The 23,163-nt window shown below is 66.4% G+C and carries 20 protein-coding genes; 11 read left to right on the top strand and 9 right to left on the bottom strand.

The features are described 5' to 3' along the window. Positions 1 to 3: 3 nt before the first annotated feature. The 3 genes from rodA to EJ903_RS06245 all read right to left on the bottom strand — a co-directional run bounded on the left by rodA (position 4) and on the right by EJ903_RS06245 (position 3,227). Complete coding sequence (gene rodA / locus EJ903_RS06255) at positions 4 to 1,176, bottom strand: rod shape-determining protein RodA (protein ID WP_126613205.1); 1,173 nt, start codon at positions 1,174 to 1,176, stop codon at positions 4 to 6. A 121-nt stretch (positions 1,177 to 1,297) separates the two neighbouring features. Beyond that, on the bottom strand, positions 1,298 to 2,497 hold the full coding sequence (locus EJ903_RS06250) for a GGDEF domain-containing protein (RefSeq protein ID WP_126613204.1): 1,200 nt from the start codon (positions 2,495 to 2,497) through the stop codon (positions 1,298 to 1,300). A 100-nt stretch (positions 2,498 to 2,597) separates the two neighbouring features. Further along, positions 2,598 to 3,227 carry a TetR/AcrR family transcriptional regulator gene (locus tag EJ903_RS06245; RefSeq protein ID WP_126613202.1) on the bottom strand — a complete coding sequence of 210 codons (630 nt, stop codon included), beginning with the start codon at positions 3,225 to 3,227 and terminating at the stop codon, positions 2,598 to 2,600. Positions 3,228 to 3,442: 215 nt separating this feature from the next. Here EJ903_RS06245 and EJ903_RS06240 point away from each other — a divergent pair, with 215 nt between their 5' ends. From EJ903_RS06240 to EJ903_RS06230, 3 genes are all read left to right on the top strand, one after another. Further along, positions 3,443 to 4,552: an HlyD family secretion protein gene (locus tag EJ903_RS06240; protein ID WP_126613200.1), complete on the top strand. Its 1,110-nt coding sequence runs from the start codon at positions 3,443 to 3,445 to the stop codon at positions 4,550 to 4,552. Positions 4,553 to 4,618: 66 nt separating this feature from the next. After that, positions 4,619 to 6,178 carry a DHA2 family efflux MFS transporter permease subunit gene (locus tag EJ903_RS06235; protein ID WP_126613198.1) on the top strand — a complete coding sequence of 520 codons (1,560 nt, stop codon included), beginning with the start codon at positions 4,619 to 4,621 and terminating at the stop codon, positions 6,176 to 6,178. Between the two features lie 110 nt (positions 6,179 to 6,288). After that, the gene (locus tag EJ903_RS06230; protein ID WP_126613196.1) at positions 6,289 to 6,798 is read left to right on the top strand and encodes a hypothetical protein; all 510 of its coding nucleotides are present in this window, start codon (positions 6,289 to 6,291) and stop codon (positions 6,796 to 6,798) included. A gap of 62 nt (positions 6,799 to 6,860) precedes the next feature. Here EJ903_RS06230 and EJ903_RS06225 read toward each other — a convergent pair whose 3' ends face one another. Both EJ903_RS06225 and EJ903_RS06220 read right to left on the bottom strand, forming a co-directional pair. Next, entirely contained in the window at positions 6,861 to 8,135 is a 1,275-nt protein-coding gene (locus tag EJ903_RS06225; RefSeq protein WP_246015244.1) for an E22 family MetX-like putative esterase, read from the bottom strand. Between the two features lie 63 nt (positions 8,136 to 8,198). Next, complete coding sequence (locus EJ903_RS06220; RefSeq protein WP_126613194.1) at positions 8,199 to 8,519, bottom strand: heavy metal-binding domain-containing protein; 321 nt, start codon at positions 8,517 to 8,519, stop codon at positions 8,199 to 8,201. Positions 8,520 to 8,671: 152 nt separating this feature from the next. Between EJ903_RS06220 and EJ903_RS06215 the strand changes: the two genes are divergently transcribed. Then, complete coding sequence (locus EJ903_RS06215) at positions 8,672 to 9,307, top strand: LysE family translocator (protein WP_126613192.1); 636 nt, start codon at positions 8,672 to 8,674, stop codon at positions 9,305 to 9,307. Positions 9,308 to 9,358: 51 nt separating this feature from the next. Here EJ903_RS06215 and EJ903_RS06210 read toward each other — a convergent pair whose 3' ends face one another. After that, positions 9,359 to 11,755, bottom strand: a complete 2,397-nt coding sequence (locus EJ903_RS06210; RefSeq protein ID WP_126613190.1) for a Tex family protein — start codon at positions 11,753 to 11,755, stop codon at positions 9,359 to 9,361. Between the two features lie 258 nt (positions 11,756 to 12,013). Between EJ903_RS06210 and hyfB the strand changes: the two genes are divergently transcribed. Genes hyfB through EJ903_RS06180 form a run of 6 tightly spaced genes read left to right on the top strand, consistent with a single transcriptional unit; the run spans position 12,014 to position 19,245 of the window. After that, positions 12,014 to 14,068 (top strand): hydrogenase 4 subunit B, encoded by a 2,055-nt coding sequence (hyfB, locus tag EJ903_RS06205; protein ID WP_126613188.1) that lies wholly within the window; start codon positions 12,014 to 12,016, stop codon positions 14,066 to 14,068. Continuing rightward, entirely contained in the window at positions 14,065 to 15,009 is a 945-nt protein-coding gene (locus tag EJ903_RS06200; RefSeq protein ID WP_174237256.1) for a respiratory chain complex I subunit 1 family protein, read from the top strand. Before hyfB ends, EJ903_RS06200 begins: the two co-directional genes overlap by 4 nt. Beyond that, complete coding sequence (locus tag EJ903_RS06195; RefSeq protein WP_126613186.1) at positions 15,010 to 15,672, top strand: hydrogenase-4 component E; 663 nt, start codon at positions 15,010 to 15,012, stop codon at positions 15,670 to 15,672. Next, on the top strand, positions 15,669 to 17,102 hold the full coding sequence (locus EJ903_RS06190; protein ID WP_281274746.1) for a hydrogenase 4 subunit F: 1,434 nt from the start codon (positions 15,669 to 15,671) through the stop codon (positions 17,100 to 17,102). Before EJ903_RS06195 ends, EJ903_RS06190 begins: the two co-directional genes overlap by 4 nt. Before the next feature lie 13 nt (positions 17,103 to 17,115). Further along, positions 17,116 to 18,708: a hydrogenase large subunit gene (locus tag EJ903_RS06185; protein ID WP_126613184.1), complete on the top strand. Its 1,593-nt coding sequence runs from the start codon at positions 17,116 to 17,118 to the stop codon at positions 18,706 to 18,708. Between the two features lie 12 nt (positions 18,709 to 18,720). Beyond that, complete coding sequence (locus EJ903_RS06180) at positions 18,721 to 19,245, top strand: NADH-quinone oxidoreductase subunit B family protein (protein ID WP_126613182.1); 525 nt, start codon at positions 18,721 to 18,723, stop codon at positions 19,243 to 19,245. Between the two features lie 80 nt (positions 19,246 to 19,325). Here the strand turns inward: EJ903_RS06180 and EJ903_RS06175 are convergent, their stop codons facing one another. The 3 genes from EJ903_RS06175 to EJ903_RS06165 are packed head-to-tail and all read right to left on the bottom strand — an operon-like array spanning position 19,326 to position 20,727. Beyond that, positions 19,326 to 19,763 (bottom strand): periplasmic heavy metal sensor, encoded by a 438-nt coding sequence (locus EJ903_RS06175; protein ID WP_126613180.1) that lies wholly within the window; start codon positions 19,761 to 19,763, stop codon positions 19,326 to 19,328. Beyond that, the gene (locus EJ903_RS06170; protein ID WP_246015242.1) at positions 19,760 to 20,194 is read right to left on the bottom strand and encodes a hypothetical protein; all 435 of its coding nucleotides are present in this window, start codon (positions 20,192 to 20,194) and stop codon (positions 19,760 to 19,762) included. Before EJ903_RS06170 ends, EJ903_RS06175 begins: the two co-directional genes overlap by 4 nt. Next, positions 20,191 to 20,727, bottom strand: coding sequence for a sigma-70 family RNA polymerase sigma factor (locus EJ903_RS06165; RefSeq protein WP_246015241.1), 537 nt, complete (start codon positions 20,725 to 20,727; stop codon positions 20,191 to 20,193). The genes EJ903_RS06170 and EJ903_RS06165 overlap by 4 nt, the downstream gene beginning before the upstream one ends. A gap of 328 nt (positions 20,728 to 21,055) precedes the next feature. Between EJ903_RS06165 and EJ903_RS06160 the strand changes: the two genes are divergently transcribed. Then, on the top strand, positions 21,056 to 23,155 hold the full coding sequence (locus EJ903_RS06160) for a 3-hydroxyacyl-CoA dehydrogenase NAD-binding domain-containing protein (RefSeq protein WP_210211388.1): 2,100 nt from the start codon (positions 21,056 to 21,058) through the stop codon (positions 23,153 to 23,155). Positions 23,156 to 23,163 lie beyond the last annotated feature (8 nt).

The raw sequence follows: 23,163 nt of genomic DNA, 5'->3' as shown, positions 1-23,163 counted from the left end.
CCCTCACATTTCGGTGACGCCGCTCTTGGGAATGCGGATCTCGCGGTGGACGGACATGCTCAACAACAAACCGACGCCGATCATCAGGGTCATCATCGCCGACCCGCCATAGGACACCAGCGGCAACGGAATCCCCACCACCGGAATCAGCCCCATCACCATCGACACGTTGACGATGACGTACAGGAAGAACTGAGTCGTCATCCCCACCGCCACCAGCCGGGCGAACTGGCTGCGGCAGCTCAGCGCGATCACCCAGCCGTAAATCAACAGGATGAGGTAGAGCGCCAGCAGCGCCACCGCCCCGGCCATGCCGAACTCTTCGGCCAGCACGACGAAGATGAAGTCGGTGTGCTTTTCCGGCAAAAACATCAACTGGCTTTGCGAGCCGGACATGAATCCTTTGCCGAACAGACCGCCCGATCCCAGCGCGATCTTCGATTGCAGGATGTTGTAACCGGCCCCGAGCGGATCGGTTTCGGGATCGAGGAAGGTGTAGACGCGCTGCTTCTGGTAATCGTGCAGGAACTCCCACGCCACCGGGATCGCGCCCACGCCGCCGCCGATCACCACCAGGAACTTCCAAATCCGCACCCCGGCGGCGAAGAACACCGCCCCGCTGCCCATGATCAGCAACAGCGAGGTGCCGAGATTGGGCTGCATCAGCACAAAGGCCACCGGTGTGAAGACCAGCAGCAGGGGCGGAATCAGCAGCAACGGCCGCCCGATCTGGTCCAGCGTGATGCCGTGGAAATAGCGGGCCAGCGCCAGCGTCAGCGCCGGTTTCATCAGTTCCGACGGCTGAAGCTGGAAGAATCCCAGATCGATCCAGCGCTGCGCCCCCATGCCGATGCGGCCCATCATCTCCACCGCCACCAGCAGGCACAGCACCAGGAAAAAGATGATGTAGGCCGATTTCATCAGGTGGCGGACGTCGATCAGGGCGATGGTCAGCATCAGCACGAAGCCGGGAACCGCGCGCACCAACTGCGGCTGCGCCCAGGGCTTCCAATGCCCGCCCGCCGCCGAATAGAGCAACGCCACCCCGACCGAGGTGATGACGGCCACCAGCAGAACCAGCCCCCAATTGATGAGCCGGAATTTGGTGCCGAGGGTGAGTTGCGCGCGCTGAGGCTCCAGCCCGCCGGACCCGAGATTGGAAAGAACCGCGACCATCTGCTCTGTTCGTCAAAAGGCCCGGCATCGCCGTCCGGGCGGGTGGCGCGGATAATGGGGCAAGCCGGGGCGGGCGTAAAGCCGGGCTTGGCGCAGACCCGTCTTTCTCACAAGCCCGCCGTCAGGCTTGCATGGACAGGCTGCGGGTGATGGGGGCGTTGGCGAAGCAGACCCGGTTGCGCCCCCGGTCCTTGGCCTCGTACAGCGCCGCGTCGGCCAGCTCGATCAGGGTGGACAGGCCGCCGTGATGGGAACTCAGCGCCACACCGCCGACGCTGCACGTCACCGCCACCCCTTGTTCGGCCCCCAGCGCGCCAACGCTCTCTTCGATGGTGGCCCGCAGCCGCTCGGCGATGCGTTCCCCCGCCTCCTGCCCACTTTCCGGCAGCAGAACGGCGAACTCCTCCCCACCCAGGCGGCCGATGGCATCCTCAGGCCGCAGATGGGTGGTGCAGCATTGCGCCACCGCCTTGATGACCCGGTCGCCAAACGGGTGCCCGGCGCGGTCGTTGATGCTCTTGAAGCGGTCGATGTCGAGGATCAGCAGGGTCAGCGGGCGGCCATAGCGTTTGGCCCGGACGAACTCGATCTCCGCCAACTCCAAAAAGCGTCGGCGGGTCAGCACGCCGGTCAGGCCATCGGTGTTGGCCAGCACTTGCAGTTCGCGGTTGAAAGAATCGCTGGCCATCAGCAGAAACACCACTGGCCCGATGACGTTGGTGATGAACACGGCCGCATAGACCACGCGCTCCACCGTTTCGCTCAGCGCGGCGTCGTCGGCCGGGCCGATGTAGCGGACGTTCATCCACACCCGCACCGACAGGGCGACGAAATTCATCAGCAGGATCGCCCCGGACATGACATGCGCCACGCCGCGCCCCTGGTACAACACCAGCAACTCAACGGTGATGAGCAACAAAAGCACACACAGCAGGGCGCTGCTGATCGTCCGCACCAGATTCAGGTCGTTCGGGCTGACTTGCAGCGCCGCGCAACACGCCAGCGTCAACAGCGCCCCGACCCAAAGGGCGAAGCGGCGCGGCGCGTGTTTTTCCTGAAGACGACGAATGGACACGTAATTCAGCGTTACCGATGCACCGCCCAGCCCGTTGGCCAGCGGCACAAAAACGTCCGCTGGCAGATTGGCGCGGAACGCCCCGATCATGAACGCCACCGCCAGCAACAGCTTGCTGTAGCCATAGGATTGCAGCGCGTGACGGATGTGACGCGGGTAGTTCAGGGACGCCAGCAGCACCGACACCCCGATGGCCAGCCCCACCACCGCGATCACCAGCGCGATGACAATCGTATCGACGTTCATGCGCCTTTCCAGCCGAGCTGATTACGCCTGTATGGCGAGGACGCTAGCCGATGCAACTCCCGATGACAAGGTGGCCTACCCCTTAGGGCAATGGGTTCCCTCAGATTGCCGATGGGGCATAGCCCCGAACGAACAGATCGACGGCGGCGTCGACGAAGCGCTGAATGGTGGCCTCGCTGGGGCGTTCGGTCAGGCACAACAACAGCTTCATGTGCAGGTTGGCCTTGATGAGGCCGAAAAACTGCTGGGTGGCGAGGTCAATGTCGGGAATCGCCAATTCCCCCCGGCCGTTCAACGCCTCCAGATAAGCGCTGACCCGCGCCACCATCAGCGCCGGTCCCGCTTCGTAAAAGGCGCGGGCCAGTTCGGGAAAGCGGTGCGCCTCGCCCAGCACCACGCGGTGCACGGCCAGCGCCTTGGGCGACAGCACGAATGTGACGAAGGTGATGCCGATCAGGCGCAACCCATCGGCGGCGGGCATCGCCATCGCCCGGTCCCAGATGCCTTCCAGGGTGGAACTGGCGCATTCGCAGGCCACCATCGCCCGGAACAGCTCATCCTTGCTGCCGAAATGGGCGTACAAGGTCGCCTTGGACACGTTGGCCTTTTTCGAGACCGCGTCCATGCTGACCGCGCCATAGCCGTTTTCAAGAAACAGTCTTCCGGCGGCCTCCAGGATTTGGGCCGGTTTGGAACCCGCTTCGGGCTTAGGAGCCACCAGAATGGTCATGCACGCCTCGTCTGTTGCAATCCGCATCGCCCCTACCGCGTTCCGCATCGGACGACAACCCTCTTCTAAGAACTAAACCGTTCAGTTCGGTCTTGACAAGATGTAGTCGACGCTCCATCCTCCGGCAAGACTAAACTGAACGGTTCAGTTTGTGGTGCGGCGACAGACCGCAGGCACCAGGGCCGAACCGATCCGGGTGCGAAGGATGGATGGTGATGGCGACGGGCGTTCGGAAACTCATTCTGTCGGCGGTCGGGATCGCGGCGTTGAGCGGTGCCGGGTACAGCGGCTATGGGTGGTGGACCACCGGGCGGTTCCTGGAATCGACCGACAACGCGTATGTGCAAAGCGACATCACCATCGTCAGCCCGAAGGTCTCGGCCTATGTCCGCGAGGTCCGGGTCGCCGAAAACCAGTTGGTGCGTGCGGGTGACGTGCTGGCGGTGCTGGACGACCGTGATTTCCGGTCCAAGCTGCTGGAATCCGAAGCAGCGGTGGCCGCGCAAAAGGCAGCGCTCGGGACGCTGGACAGCAAGCTGGAACTGCAACGCGCCATCATCGATCAGGCCGCCGCCACCCTGGCGAGCGCGGAGGCCGAGCAGCGCCGCGCCCAGCAGGATTTTGACCGGAACCGGTCGCTGGCCAGCGACAGTTGGACCAGCCGGCAAAAGCTGGAGACCTCCGACGCGGATCTGCGCAAGGCGGTGGCCCAGGTGGCCAAGGCCCGCGCCGCCCTGGCCGCCGAACACGATCAGGTCAACGTTCTACGCGCCACCCGCACAGAAACCGAAGCGCGCTTGGCCCAGGCCGAGGCGGCGCTGGACAGCGCCCGCAGCGACCTGAACAACACCGTCATCCGCGCGGCGGTGGATGGGGTGGTTGGAAACCGGGGCGTGCAGGTCGGCCAATACGCCCGGCCCGGCGTGCAGATGCTGGCGCTGGTCCCGCTGCCGGACGTCTACATCGTCGCCAATTTCAAGGAAACCCAGCTTGCCCACATGCGGCCCGGGCAAAGCGTGGCGGTGTCGGTCGATGCCTTCCCCGGCCAAAAGCTGGACGGCACGGTGGAAAGCTTCGCCCCGGCCTCCGGATCGAAATTCTCGCTGCTGCCGCCGGAAAACGCGACCGGCAATTTCACCAAGATCGTTCAGCGGGTTCCGGTGCGGATCGCCCTGCCGCGCGACAACGCCCTGTCGGGCCTGCTGCGCCCCGGGCTGTCGGTGGTGGCGGAGGTGGACACCCGCAGCGGCGACCACAGCGCCCACGCCCTGAACGGCGGCGTCTTTGGCGCGTTGGTCAGCAAGCAGGCGGTTGCCGCCAAATAACCCGCTGTTCAAGCAGCACCGGTTCCAGAACGCCCCCCAAGGAACACCCCCAAGGGATCCTTCTCCATGACCGCTTCGCCCCACTCCGCCGGGCCGCGCGCCCTGACCGCGCGCGACCGCATCGGCTTCTTCGCCATGGTGGTCGGCATGTTCATGGCGATTCTCGACATTCAGATCGTGTCCAGCTCCCTGTCGGAAATTCAGGCGGGGTTGGCGGCGTCGTCCGATGAAATCTCGTGGGTGCAGACCTCCTATCTGATCGCCGAGGTGGTGATGATCCCGCTGTCCGGGATCCTCTCGCGCATCCTGTCCACCCGCGTTCTGTTCACCATCGCCGCCGCCGGTTTCACCCTGACCAGCGTGGCTTGCGCCTTTTCCAGCGGCATCGGCTCGATGATCGTGTGGCGGGCGTTGCAGGGCTTCATCGGTGGCGCAATGATCCCCACCGTTTTCGCCACCAGCTTCGCCATTTTCCCGCCGGAAAAGCGGGCGGGCGTGTCGGTGATGATCGGGCTGGTGGCGACGATGGCCCCCACCATCGGCCCGACGCTGGGCGGATGGCTGACGCAAAGCCTGTCCTGGCACTGGCTGTTCCTGGCCAACGTGGTGCCGGGCATCATCGTCACCACCCTGGTGTGGGTCCTGGTCGATGTGGACCGCCCCAATCCGGAGCTGCGCAAGGGGTTCGATTTCCTGGGTCTTGCCCTGATGGCGGCCTTTCTCGGAAGCCTGGAATATGTGGTGGAGGAGGGACCGCGCAACGATTGGTTCGAGGATGAGGCGGTGGCGATGCTGGCCGTGGTGGCGGCGGTCGGCGGCGTCGGCTTCTTCTGGCGGGTTCTGAGCTACCGCAACCCGATCGTCGAATTGCGGGCCTTCGCCGACCGGAATTTCGCCATCGGCTCGCTCTACAGCTTCATCATCGGGGTGGGGCTGTATGGATCGGTCTATCTCCAGCCGCTGTTTCTGGCGCGGGTGCGCGGCTACAACAGCCTGCAAATCGGCACGATCATGTTCGTGACCGGCGTGTTCCAATTCCTGTCCGCCCCCATCGCCGGGGCGCTGTCGAAAAAGCTCGATCTGCGGGCAATGCTGGGCATTGGTCTGGTTCTGTTCGGGACCGGCGTCTGGCTGAACAGCCATCTGACCAACCAGAGCAGCTTTTGGGAGTTGTTTGTGCCGCAGGCGGTGCGCGGCCTGTCGCTGATGCTGTGCTTCATCCCGATCAACAGCATTGCGCTGGGGACCCTGTCGCCGGACAAGCTGAAGAATGCCTCGGGCCTGTACAACCTGATGCGCAATTTGGGCGGGGCCATCGGTCTGGCGGCGATCAACACGGTGCTGACCGACCGGCTGGCGCTGCACACCAACCGCCTGGGCGACAACCTCAATCTGGCACGGGCCGAGGTTCAACAAACGCTGGACGGTCTGGCCGCGAGCTTTGACGGTCTGGTGGCCGACGCCAACGCCGCCGCCATGGCCAAGCTGGTCGGGATGATGCAGCGGGAGGCGCTGGTCCTCACCTTCAACGATTGCCTGCTGCTGATGGCCGGGGTGTTCTTTTCGGCTCTGCTGTTCATGCCCCTGGTCCGTCGTCCCGGTGCGCCTGTGGCCGCCGATCACTGAAGTGACGGCAGACAAGAGTCGCAGACGGGTTGAGAGGGCGATAGGCTGGCCTTCGCGGGTTGTGCTATAAGTCCTGAGATCTGTTTCCGTCCCTTGTCTGTTCGAGTGCCATGAGCAAGCGTCAATACACACGCGCCGAAGTCAAAGAATTGCTGGGTGCGTTGGAGCGTCAGTGTCGCGATGCTTCCAAACTCGCGGCGTTGGCTGAACGTGAGGCGAGCAAACACAGCTTCAGCGCGTATCGGGAGTTTCGCGACAAGGTTGGGGAGTTTCAGGCGCTTGTTATTTTGATTGAGCAACGCCTTCGCAATCTGGTGGATTCGCGGTCTGATGACTTGCGCGATCAGTTCGAACGGCTGGACATGGTGATGCTGGCGTTGTTGGTGCGCGCGAGCATGCGATTCTTCTTCGTTCTGTCCGCCAATTCGGTTTTGCCAATGGGCGCGCGCGAGATTTTCGTGTCGGAGTTGCGCAGTCTGCACGACGCCAGCCAGAAGCTGAACAACCCGGCCTACGCGGGCAAGCTGGGGCCGGAACTGGAACGCGACCTGGAAACCGCGTCGATGATTCTGGAAGAGATCATCGACAAGGCTCCCAGCCTGTTGAGCTTCAACGGCTGATGCCATGACCCGAGGGAGCGGAGGCGTGAACCGCCCCCGCTGCCCTGGTCAGTCGGCCAAAGTCACTTTGCCAGGAATTTGGCGATGCTGTCGCCCGCCTTGGCGATGTTGGCAACCCCGTCCAGATGGCCAAGCGTGGAGGTGATGGCGTCGGTGTACTCCACCGCCACACCCTGCTTTTCCAAACGGTCCTTCAACGGGCGCATGCCGCGTTCGGGCGGGAACACCATGTCGTCCGCCGACGGGATGAGCAGGGTGGGGGCCTTCAGCTTGGCCAGCCCCTCTTCCAGCGACGCGCCGTTGCCCATGACATAGGTCTGGCTGGCCTTGACCAGATACAGGAAATGGTTGGCGTCGCTGACGGCGGCGCGCCCGGCGGCGGCCTTGTCCAGCCACGCTTCGATGGCGTATTGGTTGCCCAGCGCCGCGCGCGGATCCTTGCCCTCTTCCGCCCATTTGCGGCCAAAGGCGGCGTCGGCCCATTTCCAATGGCGGGCGTGCAGCGTCACCAGCTTCAGCGCTTCGGTCAGACCGGCTTTCGGCTCGGTCTTGCCGTAGTAATCACCGTTGTTCCAGTTGGGATCGAGCTTGATCGGGGCCGCCCACAGATTGAGCCAGCCGATCAGGAAGGGGTCGGCCTCCGCCCCGCCGATCACGGCGATGACGCGCTTGACCATCTCGGGATAGGCCACGCCCCATTCCAGCGCCTGAAGCGACCCCATCGACCCGCCCATCACCGCCTGCACGCCGGTGACGCCCAGGCTGTCGAGCAAGCCCTTTTGCACGTTGACGAAGTCGCGGATGGTGACGACGGGGAAGGTCAGGCCATAGGGCTTGCCGGTGTCCGGGTTGATGCTGGCCGGACCGGTGGTGATGACGGTGGGATCCTTGGCCGACAGATTGACCAGCGTGTCCGAGCTGATGATGAAGTATTTGTCGGTGTCCAGCGGCTTGCCGGGGCCGACGATGCTGTCCCAATAGCCGGGGGCCGCGTCCTCCGCCTTGTATTTCCCGGCGGCGTGGCTGCTGCCGCTGAAGAAATGGGTCAGCAGGATGACGTTGTCCTTGGCGTCGTTCAGCTTGCCATAGCTTTCCCAGCCGACGCGGACGTTCTTGATCGTCGCCCCGCCGGTGGTGGTGAGGGACGGCATCTCGAACGTCTTCTTTTCGACAATGCCGTCCAAGGCAAACACCGGCGACGCCGCCAGCATTCCCATCGCCAGCGCCGCCGCGCTGACGCAGCGCGCCAGGCGGCTGCCCAGCCCGCCGCCAGTCCGCTTGATTTGCCCCAACGCCCCCGTTGCCCCCTGCCGCATCGCCCCGTCCTCCCGATTCATGTTGTGGACCGGGAGTTTACGGAAGCCATCGGCGCTGTCCAGCGGCGTTGCGTGACCAATGGGTTACAACAGGCGCACCGCCGTGCCGTTGATCGACACCATCAGCATGCCGTTTTCCTTGCCGAGAACCTCGTAATCCACATCGACACCCACCACGGCGTCCGCTCCCAACGCGCGGGCTGACTCGGTCAGATCGGCGAAGGCGGCCTCCCGCGCCTCCCGCAACGCGTCCTGATAGCCCCCGGCGCGTCCGCCGACGATGTCGCGCACGGCGGCAAAGAGATCGCGGAACACGTTCACCCCGACGATGGCCTCGCCCGCGACCATGCCGAGATACTGGGTGATCCGGCGGCCTTCGACCGAATCGGTGCTGGTGACGATCATGATGCGCGCGTCCTGCGTTGTGGTTGCGACTTGCGCCTCACAGATGGCCGCGCATGGCCGCCTTGCCAAGGGGGAGGGGGACGCGCCGCCGCGCCGCTAGCATGATGCGGCGTGGCCGAACCATCGCCACAACCAACAAAAGGGAGTGCGGCATGGATCCGTTGGTGGCGTATGCGGGCATCGTCGGGGCGTTGGCGATCGGGGCGGCCAGCCCGGGACCGAGCTTTCTGATGGTCGCGCGCAGTTCGGTGTCGGTGTCGCGCCGCGCCGGTCTGGCGGCGGCGGTCGGCATGGGGATGGGCGGCGTGCTGTTCGCCACCCTGGCGCTGCTGGGGCTGCACAGCCTGCTGACGCAGGTGGGTTGGCTGTACGCGGCCCTGAAGACGGCGGGCGGGCTGTATCTGCTGTGGATGGCCTACCGGCTGTGGCGCGGGGCGGCGGATCCCTTGCCGATGAGTGTGGAGGGGCCAACCACGCCCAAGGGGTTGGCGCGCGCCTGCGCGCTGGGATTCGTCACCCAGGTCAGCAACCCGAAAACCGCCGTGGTTTATGGCAGCATTTTCGCCGCCCTGCTGCCCGCCGATCCGGCAAGCTGGCTGCTGTTGGCGATCCCGCCCTCGGTCCTACTCATCGAAACCGGGTGGTACAGCGTCGTTGCCCTGGCCTTTTCCGCCGAACAGCCGCGCGCGGCCTATCTGCGTTCCAAAAGCCGGGTGGACCGGCTGGCCGCGCTGGCCATGGGCGGGCTTGGCCTGCGTCTGGTGGCCGACGCCGCACCGCAAGGGTGACGGACGCACCGCCCGGCCCGCAGGGGGCCGGGCGGTGTTCTCAGCGACCCGTCAGCGCTTCTTCGTCTGCGCCCGGGCGAAGGCTTCGGCAAAGGCGTTGTTGAGCGGCTCCGGGGCCGGTTTGGCCGCCGGTTTGGCGGGAGCCTTGGCGGCGGCGGGCGGCGGCGGGGCCGGGCGGCGGTCAGGCTGGCGGTCAGATTGTCCCGGCGGACGGTTGCCTTGCGGACGGTTGCCCGTACCGGTGCGCTCCGTCCCGCTACGCTCGCCAGGGGCGGGGCGGGGCGGGGCGTCGCTCAGGCGCATGGTCAGGGCGATGCGCTTGCGCGGGATGTCCACCTCCAGCACCTTCACCTTCACCACGTCGCCCGCCTTCACCACGCTGTGCGGGTCCTTGACGAAGGTCGTGGACAGTTGGGAGATGTGGACCAGACCATCCTGGTGCACACCGATGTCGACAAAGGCCCCGAAGGCGGTGATGTTGGTCGCCACCCCTTCCAGGATCATGCCGACCTTCAGATCCTTCAGCTCCTCGACCCCCTCCTGGAAGGTGGCAGTCTTGAACTCCGGGCGGGGATCGCGACCGGGCTTCTCCAATTCCTTGATGATGTCCTCGACCGTCGGCACGCCGAACCGCGCGTCGGTGAACTCCTCCGCGTTCAGGCCACGCAGGAAACGGGCGTCGCCGATGACGCTGCCCAGATCCTTGCCGGTCGTCTTCAGGATGCGTTCCACCACCGGATAGGCTTCCGGGTGGACCGCCGAGCCGTCGAGCGGGTTGTCTCCGGCGCGGATGCGCAGGAAGCCCGCCGCCTGTTCGAAGGTCTTCGGCCCCAGCCGGGCGACGTCGAGCAATTGCCTGCGCGAGCGGAAGGCCCCGTTGCGGTCGCGGTGCTCCACAATGTTGCGGGCGATGGTCTCGTTCAGGCCCGACACGCGGGTCAGCAGCGGAACCGACGCGGTGTTGAGATCGACGCCCACCGCGTTCACGCAATCCTCGACCACAGCGTCGAGCGAGCGGGCCAGCTTGCCGCCCGCGACATCGTGCTGATACTGGCCGACGCCGATGGATTTCGGCTCGATCTTCACCAGTTCGGCCAAGGGATCCTGAAGACGCCGGGCGATGGACACCGCGCCACGCAGCGACACGTCCAGGCCGGGGAACTCCAGCGCGGCGGTTTCGGAGGCGGAATAGACCGACGCCCCGGCCTCGCTGACCACCAGCTTGCTGAGGGTCAGTTCGGGATGGCGCTTCATCAGGTCGGCGGCGAGCTTGTCCGTCTCGCGCGACGCGGTGCCGTTGCCGATGGCGATCAGCTCCGCCTTGTGGCGATGGGCCAACGCCGCCAGCACGGCGATGGAGCCGTCCCAATCGTTGCGCGGAGCGTGCGGGTAGATGGTGACGGTGTCCACCAGCTTGCCGGTGGAATCGACGACGGCGACCTTCACCCCGGTGCGGATGCCCGGATCCAAGCCGATGGTCACGCGCGGCCCGGCGGGGGCGGCGAGCAACAGATCGTGCAGGTTGCGGGCGAAGACGCGGATGGCCTCATCCTCCGCCCGCTCGCGCAGCGCGCCCATCAGATCGGTTTCCACATGCGGGCCGATCTTCAGCTTCCAGGTCCAGCGCACGACGTCCGACAGCCATTTGTCGGCGGGGCGGCCCTGGTCGCGGATGCCGGTGTGGGCGGCGATGCTGCGCTCCGCCGGGTGCGGTTGCCCGTCCTCCACCACCAGATCCAGGCCGATGGTCAGCACGCCTTGCGCACGCCCCCGGAACAGGGCGAGCGCGCGGTGGGAGGGCATCTTGGCCCATTGTTCGGAGAAATCGAAGTAATCGGCGAATTTCGCCGCTTCGGCCTTCTTCTCCTCCACCAGCTTGGAGGTGACGACGCCCTTTTCGGCCATGGCGGTGCGCAGACGGCCGACCAGTTCGGCGTCCTCGCCAAAGCGTTCAACCAGGATGTGGCGCGCGCCGTCCAGCGCCGCCTTAACGTCGGCGACCTGCCGTTCGGCGTTGACGAAGGCAGCGGCCTCGGCCTCCGGCGTCCGGGTCGGGTCGGCCAGCAACGCGTCGGCCAGCGGCTCCAACCCGGCTTCGCGCGCGATCTGCGCCTTGGTCCGGCGCTTCTGCTTGTAGGGGAGGTAGAGATCCTCCAGCCGGGTCTTGGTGTCGGCCTGCCGGATCTGGCGGTCCAGCTCCGGCGTCAGCTTGCCCTGTTCCTGGATGGTGGACAGGATGGTGGCTCGGCGGTCTTCCAACTCGCGCAGATAGCCCAACCGCTCCTCCAGGGTGCGGAGCTGCGTGTCGTCCAGCCCGCCGGTGGCTTCCTTGCGGTAGCGGGCGATGAAGGGAACGGTCGATCCCTCATCAAGCAGGCCGACGGCGGCGGCGACTTGGGCTTCACGAACCGACAGTTCGTCGGCGATGCGCTGGCTGATGGACAGCATTGGCAGGGGAATCCGCGCTGGCTGTTGGAGACAAAGACGGCGGCTCCTATAGCGCGATTGGGCGGACCCGGCCAGCGCCGTGATGACAGCGCGGTCGAGGGGCCCCGCTCCCCCGCCGGTTGCCACAAAATCATCACGGCAATCGCGACCATTGGACAAAATTTCTGGTGTCGTTTTCCCTTGCCAAACCGATGGGCAATATCCTTACACTATGACCCCATCCAAACAGTGGGTTTGGTCCATAACAGGTCTGATCCCGTGACGCTTCTGTTCGTCGCCCTTCTTGCGCTGTTCGCCCTGGCGGTGGTCGGGGTGGCGGCGCGCCGGTCGCCCTGGGTCGGAACCGCCGTGTATGGCGGTACGGCGGCGGCCTGCGGCCTGATCGGGCTGTGGGCTGTTGAGGCGCTGGTCGGGCGGGGCGGGGTAGCAGCGGCGGTATTGCCGATTGGTTTGCCCTGGATCGGCGTCCATCTGCGGGCCGATGGGGTGAGCGCCTTTTTCCTGCTGGTCGTCGCGCTGGGGGGTGTCACCGCCAGCCTGTTCGGTTGGGGGTATGAGCGGGCGCATGCGCGCGCCCTTGCCCACCACGCGGCCGATCACACCCACGGGGAAAGCGGGCCGGTTCTGCCCTTTTTCCCGCTGTTCCTGGCGGGCATGAGTCTGGTTCTGCTGGCCAACGACGCCTTCAGCTTTCTGGTGTCGTGGGAGTTCATGTCGCTGACCTCCTGGTTGCTGGTGCTGTCCACCCACCGCGAACCCGACACGCCCGACGCCGCCCGGCTCTATCTGGTGATGGCGGTTCTCGGCACCGCCTGCCTGCTGCTGGCCTTCGGCCTGCTGGTGGGGACGGGCGGCGATTACCGTTTCGACGCCATCCGCCAGCACCCGCCCGAGGCCGGGGCGGCGGCGCTGACGGTTCTGCTGGTGGTGCTGGGGGCCGGGTCGAAAGCCGGGCTGGTTCCTCTGCACGTCTGGTTGCCCCTGGCCCACCCGGCGGCCCCCAGCCATGTGTCGGCGCTGATGTCGGGGGTGATGACCAAGGTGGCGGTCTACGCCCTGGTCCGCGTCCTGTTCGACCTGCTGGGCGAGCCGATGTGGTGGTGGGGCGGGGCGTTGATGGCGGCGGGCGCGGTCACGGCGGTGATGGGGGTGCTCTACGCCCTGATGCAGGACGACGTGAAACGGCTGCTGGCCTGCTCGACCATCGAGAACATTGGCGTGATCGTCATCGCGCTGGGGCTTGCCCTGGTGTTCAAGGCCAGCCACACCCCGGTGATCGCCGCCCTGGCGCTCAGCGCGGCGCTGCTGCACGTCGTCAACCATTCCTTGTTCAAAAGCCTGCTGTTCTTCGTCGCCGGGGCGATCCTGACCGCCACCGGCACGCGCGATCTGAACCGGCTGGGCGGCCTGATCCACCGGATGCCGACCACGGCGGTGCTGGCACTGATCGGGGCGGCGGCGATTTCCGCCCTGCCGCCCCTGAACGGTTTCGTCGGCGAATGGCTGCTGTTCCAGGCGATCCTGAACGCCCCGGCGCTGCCGGAATGGTCGCTGAAAATCGGCATCGCCGTGGTGGGGGCGGCGGTGGCGCTGGCGGCCGCGCTGGCGGCGGCCTGCTTTGTCCGGCTCTACGGCATCGCCTTTCTCGGGCGGCCCCGCTCCGCCGAGGCGGGGCGGGCGGGGGAGGTCGGACGGGCGATGCTGGCCGGGATGGCCATTCCGGCGGCGCTGTGCGTGGCGCTGGGCGTGCTGCCCACCCTGGTGATCCGGCTGTTCGAACCCGCCGTCCGCGCGATGGTGCAGGCCGGGCCGTTCGACGACCGCAGCTATCAGCCCTGGATCTGGCTGGCCCCGACCTCGGCGATTGGCAACTCCTACAACGGCTTGATCCTGCTGGCAATGATCGCCGCGCTGTCGGTCGCGCTGGTGCTGGCGATCCACCGCTGGGCCTCCGACCGGGTCCGGCGCTCCATCGCCTGGGGCTGCGGCCATGACGGGGCGGATCCGGCCGCACTGTCACAATACAGCGCGTCGAGCTTTGCCCAACCGATCCGCCGCGCCTTTGGCGGCACCGTGTTCAACGCGCGCGACCGGGTGGACATGCCCGAACCGGGCGACACCCGCCCCGCCCGCCTGACCGTGCGCTGGACCGATCCGGCCTGGGCCTTTCTGTTCACCCCGGTGCGCCGCGCGGTGAACTGGCTGGCCGACCATGTCGATGCCCTGCAATTCCTGACCATCCGCAGCTATCTGACCCTGATGTTCGCGGCGCTGGTTGTGGTGTTGGCCCTGGTTGCGGTGGTGCGGTCATGATCGCGGCGGTGATCCATCAGGTTCTGCACATGGTGTTGGTGCTGGCGCTGGCCCCGCTGTTGACCGGCTGGATCCGGCTGGTCAAATCCCGGCTGGTCGGACGGCGGGGGGCGTCGGTGCTTCAGCCCTACCGCGACCTTGCCCGCCTGCTGCGGAAAGAGGTGGTGTTGGCGGACAACGCGTCCTGGCTGTTCCGGTCCGTTCCCTATGTGATGTTCACCGCCATCTGGCTGGCCGCCGGGCTGGTCCCGGTCTTCACCACCGATCTGGCGCTGGCCCCCACCGGCGACCTCATCGCGCTGATCGCCCTGCTGGGGACCGCGCGCTTTTTCCTGGCGCTGGCGGGGATGGACACCGGAACCAGCTTTGGCGGCATCGGCTCCTCGCGCGAGATGATGATCGCGGCGCTGGCCGAACCGGCGATGCTGATGGTGGTGTTTTCCGTCGCCGTGCTGGTGCGCACCACCTCGCTGGCCGAAATCGCCGTCTACATGATGGGCGGGACCGTGGGCCTGCGGGTGTCGCTGGCGCTGGCGCTGATCGCGCTGGTGATGGTGGCGATCGCCGAAAACGCCCGCATCCCCATCGACAACCCGGCCACGCATCTGGAGCTGACCATGGTGCACGAGGCGATGGTGCTGGAATATTCCGGCCGCCATCTGGCCCTGATCGAGGGGGCGGCGATGCTCAAGCTGCTGCTCTACGCCGCCGTGATCGCCTGCGTTTTCGCCCCCTGGGGCATGGCCACGCCGACGCAGGGCAGCCTGTGGATCGGTTTGCTGAGCTTCCTGGCCAAGCTGGCGACGGCAGGGGCCGCGTTGGCGCTGTTCGAAACCAGCATCGCCAAGATGCGCGTGTTCCGGGTGGGCGAGTTCCTGGGCGGGGCGCTGCTGCTCAGCCTGCTGGGGGCCATCTTCCTTTACGTCTCGCGGGGGGTGTGAGTGATCGACATCGGTTACGACGCGGCCCATCTGCTCGGCGCGCTGGTTCTGATGACCAGCTTTGCGCTGCTCTATCAACGGCGGCTGTTCTCGCTGCTGAACGTCTTCACCGTCCAGGCCCTGGCCCTGAGCGGGGCGGCGGCCTGGCAGGCCTACGCCCACGACGAGCCGCACCTCTACATCACCGCGCTGCTGACCCTGACCCTGAAGGCCATCGCCATCCCGGTGGCCCTGCACCGGATCATCCAGCGGCTGCACATCGAACGCACGGTGGAACCGGCGCTGGGGATCGGCCTGACCATGGTGGCGGGGGTGTCGCTGGTCACGCTGTCGATCCTGCTGGTGCTGCCGGTGACGGAGAACGCCACCGCCCTGACGCGCGAGGATCTGGCGCTGTCGCTGTCGGTGGTGCTGCTGGGGCTGTTGATGATGATTTCCCGGCGCAACGCGGTCAGCCAGGTCGTCGGCTTCATGTCGATTGAAAACGGCCTGATCCTGGCGGCGGTCGGGGTGGCGGGGATGCCGCTGGTGGTGGAGATGTCCATCGCCTTTTCCGTCATGGTCGCCTTCATCATCTTCGGCATCTTCCTGTTCCAGATCCGCGAGCGGTTCGAAACGCTGGACATGCGCAAGATCGAGAGCTTTCGGGGGGAAAGCGATTGACCCCGGCCCTGCCCATCGTGTTGATCGCGCCGCTGGTGATGGCGGCGCTGCTGGCGCTGGTCCCGAACTGGCGTCTGGCCTCCTGGCTGAACGTCGGGGCCTGCGCGGTGACGTTCGCGGCGTCGCTGGCCCTGTTCACCGCCAAACCGGCGGCCACCGCCATGCTGGTGCTCGACGCCTTCAACGTCGCCCTGATCGCGCTGACCGCCTTCGTCGGCCTGACCACCGCCGTCTTTTCCGCCGGGTACATCGGGCACGAGGTGGCGAGTGGCACGCTCAACCCGCTGCGCCTGCGCTTTTACCACGCGATGTTCCAGGCCTTTCTCTTCACCCTGCTGCTGGCGCTGTCGGCCAACAATCTGGGCGTGCTGTGGGTGGCGATTGAAGGGGCGACGCTGACCACGGTGCTGATGGTCAGCCTGTACCGCACGGCGGCCAGCATCGAGGCGGCGTGGAAATACTTCATCCTCTGCGGCGTGGGCATCGCGCTGGCCCTGTTCGGCACGATCCTGATCTATCTGGCCGCCCAGCCGGTGATGGGGCCGGGGCTGGCGGCGATGACCTGGACCCGGCTGCTGGCCGACGCCGCGCGGATCGAACCGAACATCCTCAACCTCGCCTTCGTCTTCCTGCTGATCGGCTATGGGACCAAGGTGGGGCTGGCCCCGCTCCACGCCTGGTTGCCCGACGCCCACGCCGAAGGACCGACGCCGATTTCCGCCGTGCTGTCGGGGTTGCTGCTCAACGTCGCGCTGTACGCCGTGCTGCGCTTCAAGATGCTGTTGGCGGCCAACGGGGCCGCACTGGCACCGGGGCCGCTGCTGATGGTGATGGGGCTGTCGTCGCTGCTGCTGGCCGCGCTGATGCTGTACCGGCGGCGCGACATCAAACGCTTTTTCGCCTACAGCTCCATCGAGCATATGGGCATCATCGCCTTTGCCTTCGGCATCGGCGGGCCGCTGGCCAATTTCGCCGGGCTGCTGCACATGGCGATGCACAGCCTGGCCAAGTCGGCGATCTTCTTCGCCGTCGGCCACGCGGTGCAGGCCAGCGGAACCCAGCGGATCGACGGCATCCGGGGGCTGACCGTCAGCCACCCCGCCTTGGGCTGGGGCCTGCTGGCCGGGGTGGTCGCCATCGCCGGGCTGCCGCCCTTCGGTGTGTTCATGAGCGAGTTCCTGCTCATCACCAGCACCTTTGCCCGCCAGCCCTGGTTGGGGGTGCTGCTGGTGTTGGGCATCGCGGTGGCCTTTGGCGCGCTGGTCCTGCGGGTGCAGCGTCTCTGCTTCGGCGCGCCCACAGGCGGCGCGCCGATCCATGGCACGCTGCTGCCGCTCTACGCCCATCTCGCCGTGGTCCTGGTGGCCGGTGTGTGGTTGCCCGCCCCGCTGGTCGCCTGGTTCCAGGCGGTCGCCGCGCTGCTGGGTTAGGGGAGGGGGCCGCATGACCGACCAGACTGACACCACACGCCTGTTTGATCGGCTCAACACGCTCGGCCCGCGCGCCGCCGCGCACCGGCCATGGCCGCGCCACGTCACCGACCGCACGGGCTGGCGGACGCTGATCGACGACTTGGACAAGGATGGCGGCCTTGCCCTGATCGGGCTGTGGGCCGATGCGGACGCCGGGGGCGTCAACGTCCACGCCGCCCTGCGCGACGAGACGGCGGGAACCGGTGCGGTGGCCGTGGTCACGCTGCCCTGCCCGGACGGGCGCTTTCCCAGCCTGTCCGCCGTCCGCCCGTCGGCGATCCGGTTGGAACGCGCGATCCAGGACCTGTTCGGCGTGACGGCCGAGGGGTTGACCGACCCGCGCCCCTGGCTGGATCATGGCCGCTGGGGCCTGCGCCATCCGCTGGCGGACAGCCCTTCCCCCACCGACGACTCCGCCGCCCCACCGCCCTATCCGGTCCTGCCGTGCGAGGGGGAGGGGCTGCACCAGATTCCGGTCGGCCCGGTCCACGCCGGGATCATCGAACCCGGCCATTTCCGCTTCACCGCCAACGGCGAAACCGTGGTGCGGCTGGAAGAACGGCTGGGCTATGTCCACAAGGGTGTGGAAGCCCTGATGCGCGGCCAACCGGTGGCGCGGGCCGCACGGATCATCGCCCGGCTGTCGGGCGACAGCACGGTTGCCCATTCCATCGCCTTCGCCCAGGCGGTGGAAGCCGCGCTGGGCCTCACGATCCCGCCGCGCGCGGTGTGGCTGCGCGCGCTGATGGCGGAGCTGGAACGGCTGGCCAACCATCTGGGCGACATCGGTGCCATCGCCAACGACGCCGCCTTCGCCTTCCTGCTCGCCCATCTCAGCCCGCTGCGCGAAGCGGTGGCGCGCAGCGCCGACGCCTGTTTCGGTCATCGTCTGATGATGGATTGCGTGGTTCCGGGCGGTGTTGCCCCCGACATCGCCGCCACCGGCCCGCAACGGCTGCTGGAGTTGGTCGCCGACCTGCGCCGCCGTTTCGCCCCGCTGGTCGCTGTGTATGACGGCAAAGCCTCGTTGCAGGACCGCACGCTGACGACCGGGATCATCCATCGCGGCCTTGCCAACCGCTTTGCGGCGGGCGGCTTTGTCGGGCGGGCGTCGGGACGGGGCGGGGACGCGCGGAAATCCCCCGGCTACGCCCCCTACACCGATCTGGAATTCGAGGTTCCGGTCTTGACCGAGGGCGACGTCAACGCCCGCGTCTGGATCCGCATCCGCGAGGTGGAGCAATCGCTGTCGCTGATCGAACAGATCATCCGGCGCATGCCCGGCGTGCCGCGCGGCCCCGATGGCATCACCCCGCCGCCGTTGTTGAGGCTTCCATCCGTGGGGGAGGAGCGGGAAGGGATGGCGCTGGTCGAATCCTTCCGGGGCGAGATTCTGACCTGGGTGCGGATCGCCGCCGATGGCACGGTGGCGCGCTGCCACCCGCGCGATCCGTCCTGGCTCCAATGGCCGCTGCTGGAAGCGGCGATCGAGGGCAACATCGTCGCCGACTTCCCGCTGTGCAACAAGTCGGTCAACGGTTCCTATTCCGGCCATGATCTGTAAGGAGAGCGCCGCGTGTTCAACCACATCCTGCGCGCGCTGACCAAAGGCCCGGTGACGGAACCGGCCCCATCCCCGTCAACCGACGGTCTGGCCGAACTGGCCGGACGGGTCGATGCGGTCTCCCGCGCGCGGCTGGGCCGCAGCCTGTCGATCCGCGCGGTGGACGCCGGGTCCTGCAACGGGTGCGAGCTGGAACTCCACGCGCTGAACAACCCGATCTATGACCTGGAACGCTTCGGCCTGCGCTTTGTCGCGTCGCCGCGTCACGCCGATGTGCTGCTGGTCACGGGGCCGGTGACGAAAAACATGGCGGAGGCGCTGCGCCGCAGTTGGGACGCCACGCCCGATCCGAAATGGGTCGTTGCCTGCGGGGCCTGCGCCATCGATGGCGGGGTGTTCGCCGGTTCCTACGCCTGCGTCGGCCCGGTTGAGGCGGTCATCCCGGTTGACCTGCGCATCCCCGGTTGCCCGCCGCGCCCGGCCGAACTGCTGGCCGGGTTGTTGAGCCTGCTGGAACACAGCGCCGCAAAAGAGTAGGAATCACGCGCCTTCGGATGGCGAGCGCAAGAGAGCGGCCGCGCCTTGCGGCCCCCCCTCCTGAGTTCAATGACTGTTGTTCAATGACCGTGGCCCTCGGCCAACCCAAGTCGACCCTGCGGCGACAGGCGCTTGATCGTTTCCACAACGCGGGATTCGATCTCGGCGCGCACGGCATCGTCTGCGGCCCGGCTGCTGTCAAACAGGGCGCGAATCCGCTCGGGATCGAACGGACTGGCGATCAATTCGGTGCGCAGCCGCGCTCCGAAGTCCGTGCGTGCCGCGTGCATCCGCACAAACAACGGGCGAGCATCGTCCAAGGCGCGGCGCAAAATCGCCGCGTCTTCCGGTGACAAACGCTGCGTCACATCGTCAATAAAACGGACAATCGCCTGTTCCGGGCTCGGCGGCGGTGGGCGCAAGGCGTGGGCCACGACGAATCCACCGGCGAGCATATTGACAGCCAAGGACCCAATCAAAAGATACCAGGGCCAACGGCGCCGGGCGGTCGGCGTCATCGTATGCCTCCCAAAGAACTGACGATCATCACCCCCGACAGGTCAGGCGCGCGCGCAGCCCCCGGCAGAGTGATGATGCCCTGATGATATGTCATGAACCCCAGAAATCCCATCATGGCGAGAAACCCCACCGTCGGGACGATGCGCAAGGGTGGCTTGGCGATGAACCAGGGCACAGCGTCCGGAACGCCTTGTTCCTCAATGCGCGCGGCGATGCGTTCGAACACCCGCTGCTCCCGCTCCAACGACACGGCCGGGTTGGTGGCTTCGTCCAGCAACGCGTCGGTCAAGGCCGCGTCGGCCAGGATGGCGCGCGCCTCGTCGCTGTGGCCAAGCAGCTCCTGCGCCGCGTGTGCGGCGTTGGCGGGCCAGCGGTCAAGATCGGCCCCATGGAGCGAAGCGTAACGGGTGAACTGTTTGAGCGTCATCATGGCCGTGCGCCGTCCTTCTGACGGATCAGGGGTTGAAGCCGGGCGCGTACTGTTTTGCGCGCCCGCACCAGCAGACTTTCCATGGCGGAGACCGAAACCTGCAAAACCTCGGACGCTTCCGCGCAACTCATCTCCTCATGATAGCAAAGACTGAGCGCGGCGCGCTGCCGGTCCGGCAAAGCGGCGATGGCGGCGTCCACCTCAGCCCCGATCTTGCGACCGTCCACCAGGGTTTCCGCGCTCCACGCCGGATCGGCCATCTCCTCGGCGGCGTCCAGCGGGGCGAAGGTTCGCCGCCGCCGGTAATCAATGGCACGATTCACGACGATCCGGTAAAGCCACGTCGTGAATCGGGTCCCATCGCCCCGCCACCGGTCGGCGTTGGCCCAAATCTGGAGAAACACATCCTGCGCCACCTCCTCGGCGTCGCTGGCGTTGCCGACAACCCGTTGGGCCAAGGCAATGCTGCGGCGCAGATGTCGGCGCGTCAGAAGTCCGAACGCTTTGCGATCTCCGGCAGCGGCGTCCGCCATCAACGCTTCGTCGGATATCGTTTCATCTTCCCTAGGCTGCACGCCCGTGTCCGTTCGCTCCAGGTTGCTTTCGGAAGATTATACGGGGTGACGGCGGGAGTCCTGCGCGCAGAAGACGCAGTTTTTGCATAGGGAAATCCCGGATCGGGATGCGGATCATATTTTCCATAACTAAAATTATGGATTTTCTCATTATTTCGTCATATGGAATTAAATTCCAAAAACTTGCCAAACCTCAATCGTCTGCTACACTGATGGTCCTGAATTCGTTGCGGCTTCATGGCTTGCCTTCTTTCACCTCCGCGCTCGATGGGAGTTCAAGAGAATCATGGTGAACAGCGTTGTGTCCTATCGGCGCGTTGGTCGTGTCGGTGTCATCACCGTTGATTACCCACCGGTCAACGCGGTGGGGCTTGCCGTGCGCGCCGGATTGGTGGCGGCGCTGGCTCAAGGGGTTGAGGATGCGGATGCCGCCGTGTTGCTGTTGGTCGCCGCTGGACGCACCTTCATGGCCGGAGCCGACATCCGGGAATTTGGCAAGCCGCATCAGCCGCCGATCCTGCCAGAGGTGATCGCCGCGTTCGACGCCTGCCCCAAAACCATCGTTGCGTCCATCCACGGCACCGCGCTGGGCGGGGGGTTGGAAATTGCCATGGCCTGTCATTACCGCGTAGCACTGCGCAGCGCCAAGTTGGGGATGCCGGAGGTGAAGCTGGGCCTGATGCCCGGATCGGGTGGGACCCAGCGCCTGCCCCGCCTCATCGGCCCAACCCGGGCGCTCGACATGATCCTGTCGGGTGATCCGGTGTCGGCGGCCCAGGCGCTGGCCGATGGCTTGATCGACGCGGTGGACGATGGGGAGGCGGCGCTGGCGGTCGGGTTGCGGGTGGCCGAACGCGCCTGTGCGGAAGATTGGCCTGCCCATCCAACCAGCGGCCGCACCGATCGCATCACCGGCATCGACCCGGCGCTGTTCACCGCCCAAAGGACGGCGCTGGACAAGCGCGCCCCGCACCTGTTTTCGCCGCAGCGATGCGTTGATGCGGTGGAGGCCGCCGTCACCCTGCCCTTTGCCGAGGGTGTGGCGCGGGAGCGCGCTCTGTTCCTGGCCTGCATGGAATCGCCCCAACGCGCCGGGCTGATCCACGCCTTCTTTGCCGAGCGGGAGGTGGCCAAGGTTCCCGGCCTGCCCGCCAACACGCCAAAGCGCGACGTGCGGACGGTGGCGGTGATCGGGGCCGGGACCATGGGCGGCGGCATTGCCATGTGCTTTGCCAACGCCGGGTTTCCGGTGCGGTTGCTGGACACTGGGGCCGGCGCCCTCGACCGGGGAGTTCAGGCGATCGGGAGGATCTATGAGGCTTCAGCCCAAAAGGGCAAGTTGACCGCAGAGCAGGTCGACGCCCGCATGGCGCTGATCCACCCTACCCTGTCCTACGATGATCTGTGCGACGCGGATTTGGTGATCGAAGCCGCGTTTGAGAACATGGAGGTCAAGCGCCGCATCTTCGCGGAACTGGATCGGGTCTGCAAAGCCGGGGCAATTCTGGCGACAAACACCTCGACCCTGGACATCAACGCCATTGCCGACGCCACCCGTCGCCCGCAGGACGTGGTGGGGATGCATTTCTTCAGTCCGGCCAACGTCATGAAGCTGTTGGAGAATGTCCGGGGGGAGCGGACGGCCGAGGATGTCGTCGCCACCGTGATGGATCTGGCGCGGCGGATTGGCAAGGTGGGCGTGCTGGTCGGCGTCTGCTATGGCTTCGTCGGCAACCGCATCCTGCATCAGCGTGGGCGCGAGGTGATGACTTTGGTCGACGAAGGGGCAACGCCGGAGCAGGCCGACCGGGTGCTGACGGCGTTCGGCTTTCCGCTCGGCCATTTCGCCATGACCGATCTTGCGGGCGTTGATGTGGGTTGGCGCATCCGTGAACAACGGCGGGCGTCCGGTGACCCGGAGGCTCAAGCGGTCAATTGGCTGGATCGCCTGGCCGAACAGGGGCGGTTCGGGCAAAAGACCGGAGCCGGTGTCTACCGCTACGAGCCGGGCAGCCGCAACCCACTGCCCGATCCGGCGGTGGAGGCGCTGATCGCCGAGGATCGCGCGCAACGCGGTCTGACCCCGCGCCCGGTGTCCGATGACGAGATCCGCGACCGCTGCCTGTACGCGATGGTCAACGAAGCCGCCAAGATCCTGGAGGAGGGCATCGCCGCCCGTCCGGTGGACATTGATGCGATCTGGTTGCACGGCTACGGCTTTCCCGCCCACCGTGGCGGTCTGCTGTTCTGGGCCGACCAAGTTGGTTTGCCGGTGATCGCCAAGGCCATCGAGGGGTATCACACCACCCTGGGCGGCGCGCATTGGGCGCTGTCGCCCTTGCTCCGCCGTTTGGCTGACGAAGGGCGGGGTTTTTGTGACCTGTGACCGTGACG

The organism is Azospirillum griseum, assembly GCF_003966125.1.
GTDB classification, from domain to species: Bacteria; Pseudomonadota; Alphaproteobacteria; order Azospirillales; family Azospirillaceae; genus Azospirillum; species Azospirillum griseum.
The sequence above is the reverse complement of the archived record's forward strand: the minus strand, read 5'-3'. Positions and strand labels throughout refer to the sequence as shown.

Coding starts and splice junctions, on each gene's coding strand:
- rodA (WP_126613205.1), bottom strand. CDS start 1,176: ATGGTCGCGGTTCTTTCCAATCTCGGGTCCGGCGGGCTGGAGCCTCAG.
- EJ903_RS06250 (WP_126613204.1), bottom strand. CDS start 2,497: ATGAACGTCGATACGATTGTCATCGCGCTGGTGATCGCGGTGGTGGGG.
- EJ903_RS06245 (WP_126613202.1), bottom strand. CDS start 3,227: ATGACCATTCTGGTGGCTCCTAAGCCCGAAGCGGGTTCCAAACCGGCC.
- EJ903_RS06240 (WP_126613200.1), top strand. CDS start 3,443: ATGGCGACGGGCGTTCGGAAACTCATTCTGTCGGCGGTCGGGATCGCG.
- EJ903_RS06235 (WP_126613198.1), top strand. CDS start 4,619: ATGACCGCTTCGCCCCACTCCGCCGGGCCGCGCGCCCTGACCGCGCGC.
- EJ903_RS06230 (WP_126613196.1), top strand. CDS start 6,289: ATGAGCAAGCGTCAATACACACGCGCCGAAGTCAAAGAATTGCTGGGT.
- EJ903_RS06225 (WP_246015244.1), bottom strand. CDS start 8,135: ATGAATCGGGAGGACGGGGCGATGCGGCAGGGGGCAACGGGGGCGTTG.
- EJ903_RS06220 (WP_126613194.1), bottom strand. CDS start 8,519: ATGATCGTCACCAGCACCGATTCGGTCGAAGGCCGCCGGATCACCCAG.
- EJ903_RS06215 (WP_126613192.1), top strand. CDS start 8,672: ATGGATCCGTTGGTGGCGTATGCGGGCATCGTCGGGGCGTTGGCGATC.
- EJ903_RS06210 (WP_126613190.1), bottom strand. CDS start 11,755: ATGCTGTCCATCAGCCAGCGCATCGCCGACGAACTGTCGGTTCGTGAA.
- EJ903_RS06200 (WP_174237256.1), top strand. CDS start 14,065: ATGATCGCGGCGGTGATCCATCAGGTTCTGCACATGGTGTTGGTGCTG.
- EJ903_RS06185 (WP_126613184.1), top strand. CDS start 17,116: ATGACCGACCAGACTGACACCACACGCCTGTTTGATCGGCTCAACACG.
- EJ903_RS06175 (WP_126613180.1), bottom strand. CDS start 19,763: ATGACGCCGACCGCCCGGCGCCGTTGGCCCTGGTATCTTTTGATTGGG.
- EJ903_RS06170 (WP_246015242.1), bottom strand. CDS start 20,194: ATGATGACGCTCAAACAGTTCACCCGTTACGCTTCGCTCCATGGGGCC.
- EJ903_RS06165 (WP_246015241.1), bottom strand. CDS start 20,727: ATGGCGGACGCCGCTGCCGGAGATCGCAAAGCGTTCGGACTTCTGACG.
- EJ903_RS06160 (WP_210211388.1), top strand. CDS start 21,056: ATGGTGAACAGCGTTGTGTCCTATCGGCGCGTTGGTCGTGTCGGTGTC.